This is a genomic window from Lederbergia graminis, from assembly GCF_042655485.1.
Lineage (GTDB): Bacteria > Bacillota > Bacilli > Bacillales > Bacillaceae_C > Lederbergia > Lederbergia graminis.
Window position 1 is genome coordinate 37,940 of record NZ_JBHSMC010000012.1, and the last position, 14,530, is coordinate 52,469.

At 36.4% G+C, this 14,530-nt stretch carries 15 protein-coding genes and 2 rRNA genes; 1 reads left to right on the forward strand and 16 read right to left on the reverse strand.

The features are described from left to right. Window positions 1-157: 157 nt before the first annotated feature. From ACFPM4_RS09145 to metG, 3 genes are all read right to left on the reverse strand, one after another. A complete protein-coding gene (locus ACFPM4_RS09145) occupies window positions 158-1,366 on the reverse strand; it encodes a ubiquitin-like domain-containing protein (RefSeq protein WP_382350481.1) in 1,209 nt (402 codons plus the stop codon). Between the two features lie 223 nt (window positions 1,367-1,589). After that, window positions 1,590-2,357, reverse strand: coding sequence for a TatD family hydrolase (locus tag ACFPM4_RS09150; RefSeq protein WP_382350484.1), 768 nt, complete (start codon window positions 2,355-2,357; stop codon window positions 1,590-1,592). Window positions 2,358-2,544: 187 nt separating this feature from the next. After that, the gene (gene metG, locus ACFPM4_RS09155; RefSeq protein WP_382350487.1) at window positions 2,545-4,515 is read right to left on the reverse strand and encodes a methionine--tRNA ligase; all 1,971 of its coding nucleotides are present in this window, start codon (window positions 4,513-4,515) and stop codon (window positions 2,545-2,547) included. 268 nt (window positions 4,516-4,783) lie between these two features. Between metG and ACFPM4_RS09160 the strand changes: the two genes are divergently transcribed. Next, window positions 4,784-5,068, forward strand: coding sequence for an AbrB/MazE/SpoVT family DNA-binding domain-containing protein (locus ACFPM4_RS09160; protein ID WP_382350490.1), 285 nt, complete (start codon window positions 4,784-4,786; stop codon window positions 5,066-5,068). A gap of 72 nt (window positions 5,069-5,140) precedes the next feature. Here ACFPM4_RS09160 and ACFPM4_RS09165 read toward each other — a convergent pair whose 3' ends face one another. From ACFPM4_RS09165 to ACFPM4_RS09225, 13 genes are all read right to left on the reverse strand, one after another. Next, the gene (locus ACFPM4_RS09165; RefSeq protein ID WP_144928548.1) at window positions 5,141-5,608 is read right to left on the reverse strand and encodes an S-ribosylhomocysteine lyase; all 468 of its coding nucleotides are present in this window, start codon (window positions 5,606-5,608) and stop codon (window positions 5,141-5,143) included. Between the two features lie 34 nt (window positions 5,609-5,642). Next, window positions 5,643-6,521 carry a 16S rRNA (cytidine(1402)-2'-O)-methyltransferase gene (gene rsmI / locus ACFPM4_RS09170; protein WP_382350495.1) on the reverse strand — a complete coding sequence of 293 codons (879 nt, stop codon included), beginning with the start codon at window positions 6,519-6,521 and terminating at the stop codon, window positions 5,643-5,645. Beyond that, complete coding sequence (locus ACFPM4_RS09175) at window positions 6,484-6,786, reverse strand: GIY-YIG nuclease family protein (RefSeq protein ID WP_144928552.1); 303 nt, start codon at window positions 6,784-6,786, stop codon at window positions 6,484-6,486. Before ACFPM4_RS09175 ends, rsmI begins: the two co-directional genes overlap by 38 nt. Next, the gene (locus tag ACFPM4_RS09180; RefSeq protein ID WP_382350498.1) at window positions 6,770-7,516 is read right to left on the reverse strand and encodes a tRNA1(Val) (adenine(37)-N6)-methyltransferase; all 747 of its coding nucleotides are present in this window, start codon (window positions 7,514-7,516) and stop codon (window positions 6,770-6,772) included. Before ACFPM4_RS09180 ends, ACFPM4_RS09175 begins: the two co-directional genes overlap by 17 nt. An 80-nt stretch (window positions 7,517-7,596) precedes the next feature. Continuing rightward, complete coding sequence (gene yabA / locus ACFPM4_RS09185; RefSeq protein WP_144928556.1) at window positions 7,597-7,962, reverse strand: DNA replication initiation control protein YabA; 366 nt, start codon at window positions 7,960-7,962, stop codon at window positions 7,597-7,599. 14 nt (window positions 7,963-7,976) lie between these two features. Beyond that, the gene (locus ACFPM4_RS09190) at window positions 7,977-8,804 is read right to left on the reverse strand and encodes a PSP1 domain-containing protein (protein ID WP_144928558.1); all 828 of its coding nucleotides are present in this window, start codon (window positions 8,802-8,804) and stop codon (window positions 7,977-7,979) included. After that, a complete protein-coding gene (gene holB / locus ACFPM4_RS09195; RefSeq protein ID WP_382350503.1) occupies window positions 8,797-9,804 on the reverse strand; it encodes a DNA polymerase III subunit delta' in 1,008 nt (335 codons plus the stop codon). Before holB ends, ACFPM4_RS09190 begins: the two co-directional genes overlap by 8 nt. A 31-nt stretch (window positions 9,805-9,835) precedes the next feature. Next, window positions 9,836-10,165 (reverse strand): cyclic-di-AMP receptor, encoded by a 330-nt coding sequence (locus ACFPM4_RS09200; protein ID WP_144928562.1) that lies wholly within the window; start codon window positions 10,163-10,165, stop codon window positions 9,836-9,838. 106 nt (window positions 10,166-10,271) lie between these two features. Further along, the gene (tmk, locus tag ACFPM4_RS09205) at window positions 10,272-10,916 is read right to left on the reverse strand and encodes a dTMP kinase (protein ID WP_382350507.1); all 645 of its coding nucleotides are present in this window, start codon (window positions 10,914-10,916) and stop codon (window positions 10,272-10,274) included. 49 nt (window positions 10,917-10,965) lie between these two features. Then, on the reverse strand, window positions 10,966-12,372 hold the full coding sequence (locus ACFPM4_RS09210) for an aminotransferase class I/II-fold pyridoxal phosphate-dependent enzyme (RefSeq protein ID WP_382350510.1): 1,407 nt from the start codon (window positions 12,370-12,372) through the stop codon (window positions 10,966-10,968). Window positions 12,373-12,474: 102 nt separating this feature from the next. Further along, window positions 12,475-12,711, reverse strand: a complete 237-nt coding sequence (locus tag ACFPM4_RS09215) for a sigma factor G inhibitor Gin (protein ID WP_382350513.1) — start codon at window positions 12,709-12,711, stop codon at window positions 12,475-12,477. Window positions 12,712-14,180: 1,469 nt separating this feature from the next. Next, window positions 14,181-14,295: ribosomal RNA gene (gene rrf / locus ACFPM4_RS09220) — 5S ribosomal RNA — on the reverse strand. 68 nt (window positions 14,296-14,363) lie between these two features. Continuing rightward, window positions 14,364-14,530, reverse strand: a 23S ribosomal RNA gene (locus ACFPM4_RS09225); the annotation flags it as partial.

The following is a 14,530-nucleotide window of genomic DNA, read 5'->3' on the forward strand; positions in this document are numbered from 1 at the left end:
TAAGTGAAACATTTTTATGATTTTCTCGTCTATATGAGTAGATACATTTTTAACTTGCAAAAAAAACGTATTCCCATTATAACCTGTATTGTTACAAATTGAAAAAGGTACATAAAAAAACAGCGGAAATTTAACTTTCCACTGCTTTATATATCAATTAATTTAGTATCCTGATTTTCACTTTTTTTCGTCCAAAACGGAATGCCTGCTCTTTTGTAGGCATAAATACATCAATTTTATCTCCTTTAATAGCACCACCAACATCACCTGCTACTGCATAACCGTAGCCTTCCACCCACACCTTTGTTCCAAGTGGGATGATTCTAGGGTCAACAGCAATAACTTTGACATCAGGGTTACTACGTAGATTTATCCCTGTAGCAGTTTTACCAGAACAACCGTTGCAATATGCTGTATATGCGGTTGCTTCCACATACATTTCTTTGCCATTCGCTGCTACTGTATTATTTCCACGAGATACTTGAGCAACCATTACTTTAGTTCCAACAGCAACAATTTTATTTTGACTTTCTTGCACCGTTTTCTCTGCAACTAGCTTTCTATCAATCTCTTTACCATTTTCTTTCGTCACTTCATATTCTTTTTTAAGTAAGCCTTCTTTTCCTTGCTGTACAACTTTTTCTGACCCTTTTGCTAATGTAGAGTCTTTCTTTGTGATTACTTTGAAATCAATCGGTTCTTCCACTACATCGGTGACCTTTTCAACGCGGAAGACGTTTACTTCTCCATTTGGTTCCACGTTTTTATCTAGACTTGGCTCTACACGATCTAGTTTACCAAGTGTTATTCCTTGTTGTCTTAAAAAGTCAGCGACCGTAATCGAAGTGGACCATACTTTCTTTTCCTTCGCCTTTCCGTCCTTTAACACAATTGGAAAAGCTCTGTCGATGGATAATTTCATATTTTCATATATTTTCTCATCAACTGAAAAATCAACTTCATCGTGATCATTAATATTGATTTCTTGATTATCCAAGAATTCATCAACTGTCTTAGCAGTAGTCCAGATAGTTTCTTCTGAATCCCCCACTTTAACAATTACCTTCTTAGCTGGTTCCCACACTACTTCTAATTTATTTTTAACTTGAGTGTTTTCAGAATGGGATAAATAGTCATCTTTATTTACAGTCACATTTAGTTCATCTAAGATGTCACCAATTGTATCAGCATGGGTTTTCAGTATAACCTTCTCCCCATCCATTGTTAAAGCGACTGTTTTCTTTGTCCCCTCATACGCGAGTATACTCAATGTTGCCACAAAAACGATAAAACTAGCTACTAAAATACCTAATTTCTTTCGCGTAATGCTTGGAAGCATCGAGTATTTTTCGGGCCTTGTGTTCATACAAACACGCCTCCTTCTTCTCCGAGAGATTATACAAACAACTATTGTTGGTTGTCAACTCACATCCTTTTCTTAAGGTAAGTCCCATTATGCAACAAGGTTAGCCAAAAAGAAAAGAAAGAGTTATCGACAATATTAGCCTGCGAAGAAGTAAAGTCTTGTAGATTTTAATAGAAACTATCTGTTTTTACTGATAATACCAAGAATTTTAAGAATTTTTTTGTCAATCAATGCCGAATAATTTTTTTGCATTTCTCGTAGTTGTCTCTGCTATTTCATCAAATGATAGACCCTTTATTTCAGCAATTTGTTCTGCAACTAACTTCACATACCCAGGCTCATTTCTCTTACCTCTAAAAGGGTGTGGAGCTAAATAAGGACAATCTGTTTCGATGAGTAAGCGATCAAGTGGTACCTCTTGAGCAACTTCTTTTGGCTTTTTCGCATTTTTAAATGTGACTGGGCCACCTAATGAAATATAAAAATTTAGCTCAAGGCACTGTTTGGCGACTTCAGGACTTCCGCTAAAACAATGCATGATACCTCCAACTTCTTGTGCGTTTTCTTCTTGTAAAATTTGTACAACATCTTGAGTGGCATCACGATTATGTATGATAATAGGTAATTGTAGTTTTTTCGCAAGGCTTATCTGCTGACGAAATACCTTTTTTTGAATATCCTTTGGGGATTTATCCCAATGATAATCAAGGCCCATTTCACCTAACGCTACAACTTTTGGATGTGCAGCAACTTCTTCAAGCCATACGAAATCTTCCTCTGTCATATCAATTGCATCGACTGGATGCCAGCCAACACTTGCATAAATGAATTCATACTCATCCGCAAGTTGCAGCGCTTTCATGATTGTTTTTCGGTCAAAACCAACTACAACCATATATTCCACACCGTTGGCCTTTGCTCTTGCGATCACTTCTTCGAGATCATCTTTAAATTGTTCATCGTTTAAATGTACATGAGTATCAAAAAGCATGTTAAATCTCCTTCGTCAAGTATACTCTATTATTTAGTAACATATATCACAGCAAATTAACATTTATATTACATTTAAAAATGAGATAGGGGGTTGCGAAATAATATAAAATTATCTGCCAGAACCCCCTATATTATTGAACTTTTTGTGACAATTTAAACTTACTGAATTGACAGAAAGATTAAATTTAGTTTACAATCGCGCCATTTTCAAGTGACTGATCAACACTCGCAAGGGAAAGAATTCCATTTTTTTCACCAGCAAGTATCATTCCTTGCGATAATTCACCACGCAACTTAACAGGTTTTAAGTTTGCAACGACAATAACTTTTCTACCAATTAATTCTTCTGGTTTGTAGAACTCCGCTATCCCTGAAACTACTTGACGTTGCTCATAACCTAAGTCTAATTGAAGTTTAAGTAGTTTATTTGCTTTCTTTACAGGTTCACACTTCATAATTTGTCCAACTCTGAGTTCTATCTTTCTAAAATCATCTATTGTAATTTCTGGGAGTTTTCCATCTACTTCTTCTGTTTCATTTACTTGCTCCTCCTCTACAACAGGAGCAGAACCTTGCATTTTTGTTTTAATAAAATTCACTTCTTCTTCCATATCAAGTCGAGGGAAAATAGGTTCTCCCTTCTCTACAACCTTAGTATTTGCAGGGATTGCACCAAACTTAGTAACACTTTCCCATGCAGTATATTGCTCATCATGGATGTTCAATTGTTGAAGTATTTGATCAGGTGTTCTTGTAAGGAATGGTTTTAGTAAAATTGCTACTCTTCTTAATGAATCTGCTAAATGTACCATGACACTTGCAAGTTCATTCTGCTTTTCACTATCTTTTGCTAATATCCATGGTTGTGTTTCATCAATATACTTATTCGTTCTGCTAATAAGTTGCCATACAGCACTTAAAGCAACAGAATACTCCATATTCTCCATGGCCTCTTCGTATTCTTTTACTATAACTTCATTCATTTCTAACAATTGGTGGTCAAATGCTGTCACATTACCAGCATAAGCAGGAATAACACCGTCAAAGTATTTATTGATCATAGCAACAGTTCTATTCAGTAAGTTTCCGAGATCATTTGCTAAGTCAAAATTTATTCTTTCCACAAATCCTTCTGGTGTAAAGACACCATCAGAACCAAATGGCACTTCACGTAATAAATAATAACGAAGAGCATCAAGTCCATAACGATCAATTAATGTAACAGGGTCAACTACATTCCCTTTGGATTTCGACATTTTTCCATCCTTCATTAATAACCAACCATGAGCAAATACCTTCTTAGGTAATGGTAAGTCTAAAGCCATTAACATGATTGGCCAATAAATTGTATGGAAGCGAACGATTTCTTTCCCAACAAGATGAACATCTGCTGGCCAGAATTTTGCATATTTCGCATCATCGTCCGTGCCATAGCCGAGCGCAGTAATATAATTTGTTAATGCATCTATCCAAACATAGATAACATGCTTCGGATTCCCAGGGACTTTTATCCCCCAGTCAAAAGTTGTTCGTGAAACAGCCAAATCTTCCAATCCTGGTTTTATAAAGTTATTAATCATTTCGTTTTTTCTAGACTCAGGTTGGATAAATTCTGGATTTTCTTCATAATATTGAACAAGTCTGTCAGCGTATTTGTTCATTCTAAAGAAGTAAGACTCTTCCTTTACTTTTTCAACTGGCCGTCCACAATCAGGACAATTTCCATTCTCTAACTGTCTTTCAGTAAAGAATGATTCACATGGTGTACAGTACCAGCCTTCATATTCATCCAGGTAAATATCACCTTGATCAAGAAGTTGCTTAAAGATTTTTTCAACAATTTGCTTATGTCGAGTTTCAGTTGTACGAATAAAATCGTCGTATGAAATATCAAGTCGCTTCCATAGATCTTGTATACCCGCAACTATCTCATCCACATACTCTTGTGGCGATACCCCATTTTCTTCTGCTTTCTTTTGAATTTTTTGTCCATGTTCATCTGTTCCCGTTAAGAACATTACCTCATATCCGCGCATTCTTTTATAACGTGCCATTGCATCACCTGCAACAGTCGTGTATGCATGTCCTATATGTAAATTTCCACTAGGATAATAAATCGGGGTTGTTAAATAAAATGTTTTTAATTTCTCCTTCATTACTCAAGCCTCCAAACAAATATATTCATGTATACTATTATATAATAAATTCATGGCTTATCCTTCGCATCTTTTCCTCATCCATCCTCAAAATATACGTGAAATTTAGAAATTCCGCAACTTAAGGGGTTTTTTCTCTATATAATATCTTGAATTGACGATATTTGGTAAAATTGTTATAATAGTATAAATGGATTATGTCGAAATATGACGATTGTTAGTTTAATAGAATCAAATAATAGATAGACTTATATAGGAGGCAGAGGAAATGAAATCTACAGGTATTGTAAGAAAAGTTGATGAACTAGGCAGAGTCGTAATTCCAATTGAGTTAAGACGTACATTAGGAATCGAAGAGAAAGATGCTCTTGAAATTTACGTTGATGACGACAAAATTATTTTGAAAAAATATAAAGCTAGCATGACTTGCCACATTACTGGTAATGTATCAGACGATAACAAGATCTTCGCTGATGGAAAACTAGTTTTAAGCCGCGAAGGTGCTCAACAACTTGTAAATGATATTCAAAAAAGATTTGCAGATGAAAACTAATTAATATAAATAAAGAGATTGATTCAAGAAGGGCATTCCCTCTTTTTGAATCAATCTCTTTTCTTTTATCTATTAAAATACTTCTGACCACTCGTTGCGGTGTGCAAGCATCTTTTCAGCAATTTCCTTTGCTCCTTCAAGACTGTGGCTAGCTGCCCAACCACATTGAACCTCGTTACATGCAGGAACTTCTGTTGCTGTTAACACATCTTTTAATGTTTTTTCTACGATGGATAATATCTCATCGTAATTATCATGGTTTATGACAGATAAATAATATCCTGTTTGACAGCCCATAGGACTAATATCCACAATTTGATCTGAGTGATTTCGACTAAATTCTGCCATCATATGTTCAAGTGAATGTAAGGCTGGCATTTCCATATGTTCTTTGTTTGGTTGGCAGAAGCGAATATCGTATTTACGAATTTCATCACCGTTGTTTCCTACTTTAACTCCAGCAAGACGGATATATGGTGCTTTTACTTTTGTATGATCTAGATTAAAACTTTCGACATTCATTTGTTTTGTTTTTGACATGGTTGAAGCACTCTCCCTTTTAAATTAATTGTTATTAACCATTAATGTGGTACGCTTGGTAAACATCACGTTTCGCCATTTTCCGATCCATCGCAACTTGCTTGATAGCTTCCTTAGATGAATGACTCTTATTGTCTATATAATATTGAACATGGGCTTGCACATCTATTGAATGCCACCATTCCTGTGTCTCTTCTTCTTCCATGGCAGCATTTCCTTCTACTATCATACAAAATTCGCCACGTATTTCATTTTCATCTGCCCATTGATATGCTTCTTCTATTGTACCACGAATGAACTCTTCAAATTTCTTTGTTAGTTCACGACATAATACAATTCTTCGGTTGCCTAATATATCTAGCATCCATTTTAATGTATCTTTTAGGCGATGCGGTGCTTCGTAAAAAATGAGCGCACCTGTCTGCTTTTTCAAAATCTCTAACTCTTCTCGTTTTTCCTTTTTTCCTCTGGAGAGAAACCCATAGAAGTAAAATGGCTGTGGGACTATTCCTGAAGCAATTAGAGCTGTCAATGCGGCATTTGCACCAGGAAGTGGAACAACAGTAATTCCCTCTTCCATTGCAGCTGCTGCAAGCTCATAGCCTGGGTCTGAAATACACGGCATTCCAGCATCACTTACTAATGAAATTGTTTCACCATTATTCAATCGTTCTAATAATTCCTTACCAGCAGTATCTTTATTATGTTCATGGTAACTAACTAACGGAGTTTTTATTTCGTAATAATTACAAAGTTTCTTTGTATTTCTTGTATCCTCTGCTGCAATTACATCGGCTTCTTTTAACACACGAATTGCACGAAAGGTCATATCTTCTAAATTTCCTATTGGAGTTGATACTAGGTAAAGGATTCCGCTACTTTTTTTGTCTACGAAGCTCTTCTGTATTTGCATCATGTCCACCTGCTTCTGCTAAAAATTGTTCCTTCTTAAGTCGTGTTAATTGTTTAAACGCATATTCTGCACGCATTGCTTCTCTTTTATCACGGAAGTTTTTCGCATATATGATTTTTACAGGTCGCTTCATGCGTGTATATTTGGCTCCACGCCCACTGTTATGCTCTTGAAGTCTTCTTTCTAAGTCCACAGTATACCCACCATAATACGATCCATCATTACATTCTAAAACATAGAAGTAATGATTATTGCTCATTTCCATATAAAATTTCTCTCACTTCTGGGGAATATTCATTTTCACTATCATATACAAATAAAGGCGACAGCACCTTCAATCCTGGATTACCATCCTTTATTCCTTCTACTAAAATTGTATTTGCTTCTTTACCTTGTTTTGGGTATACAAAGCGGAGCCTTTTAGGTTCCAATCGATACTGACGCATATATGTTAATATGTCCATAAAACGTTCAGGACGATGTACAAATGCTGCTTTTCCTCCTTGTTTTAGAAGTTGGCTGCTCGTTCTGATCACGTCTTCCAATGTGCAGTATATTTCATGGCGTGCAATGGCTAAATGTTCATTTTCATTCATTATTTCTGGAGATGGGGAGACAAAATATGGCGGGTTACAAGTAACTACATCATATTTGCTATGCCCTAATATCCTAGGCATGTCTTTTAAATCTCCATGTACCATCTGTATTTTATTCTCTAACCCGTTATAACTAATACTACGAAGAGCCATATCGTACAATCTCTCTTGTATCTCTACCCCAATTATATTCGCCTTTGTTTTATTACTAATTAATAGTGGTATTACTCCATTACCACTACATAAATCAATGATATTTCCCTTTTGGATAGGTAAATAAGCAAAACGGGCAAGTAGTACCGCATCAAGAGAAAATGCAAATACAGAAGGGCTTTGGATAATACGCAAATTTTCTGCTAGCAAGTAATCCAAACGCTCATCCTCATGTAATTCAATCATATATTATATCCTCCGTTAGCTACATAAAAAGCCCTCCCCACCAAAAGGAGGAAGGCTCTTAATTAAAATTATGGTCTAGTTTACTTTTTATTTAAAAAAGATAGGCAAAACAGGCAATCCTCATCACGACGAGGGCTACCGAAATGGACATTACAAATATGAAAGCCTTCTTGATACAATCTTGCTAAATTATCGTAGCCTTCACCAATTTCGGAAATCTTTTCATACGCAGTCTTTCTCGAGCCATCCCCGTCTTCTTCTGAGGAAAAAGTGTTTGGAGCTTGTTGCTCTATATGTTTGCGTAAATGGTCATTTTCGATTTGTAAGGCGTTGTTTTCCTCTATTAATTCAGCAAGGTACTGTTTTAGCTCTCCAAGTTGCTGATAAAGATGACCTATTTGCATCTCCATGCTGCTAACGGAATCGAAGAACTCCTTTTTATCCATTCATTACCACCTCATTATTCCGGGGCCGAGACAGATGTTGCACTTCCATTCTTAATTTCTTCTAAGGTGAATTCTAACATTCTTTCCTGTCCTACTAAATCTACTTGAATTATACGCTCTAAAATATTTAATCCCACAACCTTACCAGGTCCATTAGGCGTCTTTATACGATCGCCAACATCAGGAAGTTCTGCCTTTGCTGCTTCGTATTCATCATTTTCATACTTCAAGCAACACATTAGGCGTCCACATAATCCGGATATTTTCGTTGGATTTAGGGAAAGATTTTGATCTTTTGCCATCTTAATCGATACTGGCTCAAAATCACCTAAGAAAGTGGAACAGCAAAGCATACGACCACATGGCCCAATTCCACCTAACATTTTTGCTTCATCTCTGACGCCTATTTGGCGTAACTCAATACGAGTCCGGAAAACAGCTGCCAAATCTTTTACTAAATCACGGAAGTCAATCCTTCCTTCCGCTGTAAAATAAAAGATTATTTTATTGCGATCAAATGTATATTCGACATCAACCAATTTCATATCTAATTGATGCTCAATAATCTTTTCGCAGCAAATTTCATAAGCTTCTGTTGCGGCTTGCTTGTTTTCTTCGACATTTAATTGGTCTTTCTGATCAGCAATTCGCACTACTTTTTTTAGTGGTAAGACAACATCATTTTCATTGACTTGTTTATTGTCCGTTACCGCTTTACCATATTCAATCCCACGGGCAGTTTCAACAATCACATAATCGTTCTTTCTGATTGGGTGCTCACCAGGATCAAAATAATATATTTTACCGGCTTTTTTAAACCGGATACCTACAACATTATACAAAAGAAGGTCCCCCCTGCAAATTTAAAACAAGCTGCTCCATTAACAGTTGACTATTAATATTTGCATTTAATTTCTGTTTGGCTTCCAATATCGACGTCATTTGCTCGGACAGTCTTCTTGAAGATGTTTGAAGTGCATCAGATTGCAATCTATCTCGTTGATCTGGATAGACAAGTTGCTCATCTTTTCCTAATTGGATATACAACACATCTTTATATAGGAGTAGCAACAAATTAAGTCCCATATCTAGTTGAGCCTTCTCTTTAAAATGACCCATCCATTCATCCTGAAGAGATGTCATCGCATATAATGGATTTTCTTTCAGGACTTCATACAATTTTAACACTATTCTTCTAGCTTGTAAAAACCATTCATCTTCACTTAATGATAATGCTTCCTGGAATTGATTCGTGACTGCTGCTAGAAGTGGAGCTTTCACTGGATGGATTCCCGTGTCTTGGAGCTTTTTCGTGAAAATTTCAGGTGGAAGGGAATTAAATGTTACTGTTTGACACCTTGATAAAATAGTAGGTAATATTCTTTGAGGCTGTTCTGTAACAAGAATTGCAGTTGTTTCTACATTCGGTTCCTCAAGGAATTTTAATAAACTATTCGCAGCAGAAATAGTCATTTTTTCTGCATCGATAATAACATACATTTTCTGCTTCGATTCTACTCCAGATTTATTAAACTCCTTCCTTAAGTCACGAATTTGCTCAATTTTTATCGACAATCCATCTGGTTCTACAACATGTAAATCCGGATGATTGCCGTTATTTATCCTTCTACAATTAGCACACTCACCACAAGGTTGAACCTTGTCCAATTTATTACTACAGAATAAACTTTCAGCGAACAGCATACTTGCTGCCCGCTTTCCGGTACCATGTTCACCTTCAAATAAATAAGCATGTGCTACTCGTTGCTTTTCGATGCCACTTTTTAATAGCTTCGCTGCAAAAGGCTGCTCTTGTTCAAATTCTTGCCAATTTAAGGACATACGAATCACTCACTAACAAATACACTTATTTTTAAAACTGATGGAATTGATCAATTGGCAGTACAAATACCGTTGCTCCTCCTACTGATACCTCAACAGGATAGGGGATGTATGAATCGGCATTGCCGCCCATCGGCGATACAGGAGCCATAAGCTGTTCACGGGTTTTACAATTATCTCGAATGATTTGCAAGGCTTTATTTACCCTAACATCTTCCGTACCTATCATAAAGGTAGTATTCCCAGATTTCAAAAAACCACCTGTAGTTGCAAGCTTTGTAGCTCTAAAATTATTTTCGACCAGTGCACTCATTAGTCGATTACTATCTTGATCTTGTACAACTGCCATTATTAATTTCATTACATTCACCCCTCCATAATAGTAAAGTCCCTATATTATTATTCATATTATATCAGCTATCACTATATGTTGAAATGAATAGGAGATTTATAATAGATAGCTCTTATCACTCTTTTTCGCTATGTAATGCCAATAATCCTGCTATTATTTCCTTTGTTTGCGAATAAACTTTTTCAATTGATTGACTTGCATCTATCTCAATAATTCTTTCTGGAAATTGATCAATTAACTTCTTATAACCCTCACGTACTTTATAGTGAAAGTCCAGTTTCTCCAAATCAAGTCTATTTACTTCTCTACCTTTATTAACAGCAATTCTCTTTAAACCCGCTTCAGGTTCTATATCAAAATACAATGTTTTATCTGGCATTAACTCTTGGATAGCAAATTGATTCACAGCAAAAATTTCTTCTATACCAAGCCCTCTTGCATTCCCTTGATATGCAAGTGAACTATCAAGGAACCGATCACAAATTACAATAGCTCCACGCTCTAGTGCAGGAATAACCTTCTCTACTAAATGTTGTCTTCTTGCAGCCGCATATAATAATGCTTCTGTGCGTGCATCCATTGAAGTATTATTCGGATCTAAAATAACTTGTCTTATTTGTTCTGCAATATGAATACCACCTGGTTCGCGAGTAATAATTACATCCACGCCAGTTTTAGTTAATTCTTTTTCTATCATTTTAATAATAGTTGTTTTTCCTGCCCCCTCGGGACCTTCGATTGTTATAAATAAACCTTGCATGATAACCTCCATCATCAAGCCCTATAGTAGTATAAGTATATCAAATCAGTTAACGGTTCTCCAAATTGGTAAAAATTGCAATATTCCCTGATTTTATCTGTTCTACTTCGCCTTGGAATCTTGCACCTGATTCTAATAAGAGATGGAGTTGGCGAACGTGATTTATTGTAATCCTTTCACCAGGTAATAGTAAAGGTATTCCAGGTGGATATGGGATAATCATCTTCGCAGCAACTTTCCCTATTGCTTCATTACTTTTTATCCATTCAACTGGTAATGTATCCATATCCTTGTAGGAAATGGATAACTCCGTAATTGGATGATTCATATTGACAAACCCTACGTTCTTATTAGAATCTGCTTTAGTAAACTCAGGGAATTGAATATTGGGGTAAGCCATCCCTTCTTTTAACAATGGTAAAATACATAGTACTTGAAATGGGTCAGCTAATTCGGAATATACTCCTGTACTTTCCAGTTTCTCTTGTAATTGAAACCCTGAATAATGTGGATGCCTAACGATAATTTTTAGAGGGTCATGTGAACATATAACGATCATACCTGATTTTTGAAATTGCTCTATCCAAACTTCTCGTTGCTCCAACGTATACTGAATATCTTGCTTTGTAAAATTAGCAATATAATATCGGGCATAATCAAGGGATGCCATAATTGGATACGAGGGACTACTTGATTGTAATACACTCAAGTAGAATTCAACTCGCTCTCTTGCAATACGATTGCTATTAATATGCAAATAAGACCCCATCGTCATGGCCGGTAATGTTTTATGGGCAGATTGTACAGTAATATCCGCTCCTAAAGTAAGCGCGGATTTCGGAAATGGATCACCTAACGAAAAATGAGCCCCGTGAGCTTCATCCACTAACACAATAATATTATAGCTATGAAGAACTTTAATCATTTCCTCTATCTCATACACTTGTCCATAATAATCGGGATGTGTAAAAATACAAGCTTTAATATTGTCATATTTATTGATCGCTTCATAAATATCATCCATTTTTATTCGGCCTGGAACCATTAATTCTTCATTCATTTCCGGAGAAATAAATACAGGACGAACATTCGCCATTCTTAATCCATTTAATATCGACTTATGACAATTTCTTTGTACTAAAACGATATCTCCTTCCTCACATGTAGCCAATATCATCGCTAAATTTCCAACCGTACTTCCATTTACAAGGAAGTAACTTTTTTCCGTATGATAAAATGATGTTAACAACTCCTGTGCTTCCGCAATCGCCTCATGTGGGTCATGCAAATCATCCAAACCCGTAAGTTCTGTCACATCATATGCAGCATTTGCCTGTAAAATAGGAAAACCTTCATATAATAACCCATTTTTATGCCCTGGCACATGAAAGGAAATAGGCTTATTCTTCCTATGTGCTTCTAATCGCTCACAAAGAGGCATCCTCTTCTGATCCATAAGCACACCTCCAAATACACTTTTCCTTATTTTACTATGATTGTCCCTTATTTTGCTAAACCGAAAAAATAAAAAACCAGGAGCATGTTATTCGCCTCCTGGTTATGACAATATTTTAGTCTCTTTAATTACTTTTAATTGATTAATATAATATTTATACGCAGGATCACTCGTACTCGTAGCAATCATCGCTCTCTCACAGTCTGTGCAAATAAAAGATGTATAAAGATGTATCCCCTGTTTCTGAGTCTTCTCACAAATAATGCACCTCTCCACAACTCCACCTCCATACACATTAGTTTGCCCAATCCTCGAATTTGTATACAAAATTAGTAACATTAAACAAATTGAAGAAACTTATTAATTAATCCTATGCAACAGGGACGCCTACCGTGTTTGTACCTAGCGAAAAAGGTATGTTCCAATTTTTACAGATTATCAGATTTGAAAAGGAAATCATGTACCTAACCTTCAATGGGTTCTGTTATTAGTTTTGGAATGGAGGATTTCTGTCTTTGGGAAAAAATTGTGGAATCTTTGAGTGAGGGGGTTTGAATAAAGGCGTAATGATATAAAGTTGTGGAAATTGAAATGATTATTTTATTCACTTTAATGGAAGCAGGTGTCGACATTGACTACCTTTCAAAGAGATTTTACTCTTTTAGGGAATCATAGCAGGAGTTTGATTACTTCAATAAAGGATTATTACCTTTTTTGGGTATCAGCTTGGGGGCTGATTCCCATTTGAAGCGACTTTTTAGGTTATGGGAATCAAATAAGGGTTCTGATTACTTTTTAAAGTGTTTATCACTTTTTAGGTAATTAGAAGTGGAATCTGATTACCTTTTGAATTCCTGTCGTTTTGGGAAACAGATAGAGGTTCTGGTTACCTTTTGGAGAGATTTCACTCTTTTGGGGAATCAGATGATGAACCTGATTACCTTTCGTAGGTATTTCACTCTTTTGGGGAATCAGAGGACTGGTTTGATTCCCTTCCTAAAGGAATTTTTCTTTTTGGGAATCATACAGCGGTTTTGATTCCCTTCCTGAAGGTTTTTTCTTCTTTTGGGAATCAAACATAATTCATCTCTTACTGAATAGTGACTATAATTAATCCTTTTCTTAAATATGGTATCTATTCTACTTGAAATAGATACCATATTTTCATATTCCTATTCATTTGGGATTTATTCAGCCTCAATAGTGACCTCTTTTGCTTTTTTTCTTACTATTGGGCACTATTCCGCTGTAATAGTGACTTCTTCTACAGTTTTTCCTATTCTTGGTCACTATTCAGGCATAATAGTGACCTCTGTTGCTTTTTTTTTAATTCTTGGGCACTATTCGGCCTCAATAGTGACTTCTTCCACTCTTTTTCTTTTTCATGGGCACTATTCCCTCTGGATAGCTACCTTAATTCAATTTTTTCATTTCTTCGGGCTTTATTATATAACTGGTTTTCTTCATTCCTTTTTCCAAAACAAAAAAAAGCCACCTTCCTCAGAAGATGACTTTCGTTTGCCTGGCAACGTCCTACTCTCACAAGGGCGAACCCTCACTACCATCGGCGCGCGAGCTTAACTTCCGTGTTCGGGCTACGAATCACGATGACCGGCGAATCTCGGCGTCATCGGCGCTCGCTCGATTCTCATGGGCATAGCCCATTGTGAGTCTCACTCTCTTGATTCCTTGATCTTCTTGGTCCTCCTGATTCTCGCCTTACTTTGCATATACTGCGTTACACTTATACCTTCCGGTATAAGTAAAGAACAAAAAAAGCCACCTTCCTCAGAAGATGACTTTCGCTTGCCTGGCAACGTCCTACTCTCACAAGGGCAAACCCTCACTACCATCGGCGCTGAAGAGCTTAACTTCCGTGTTCGGGATGGGAACGGGTGTGACCTCTTCGCTATCGCCACCAGACATATAAGAGAATTTCATTCTCTCAAAACCAGATAATATGGAGAAGAATAAACCTTGAAACAATCTATTTGATTAAGTCCTCGATCGATTAGTATCCGTCAGCTCCATGTGTCGCCACACTTCCACACCAGACCTATCAACCTGATCATCTTTCAGGGATCTTACTAGCTTGCGCTATGGGAAATCTCATCTTGAGGGGGGCTTCATGCTTAGATGCTTTCAGCACTTATCCCTT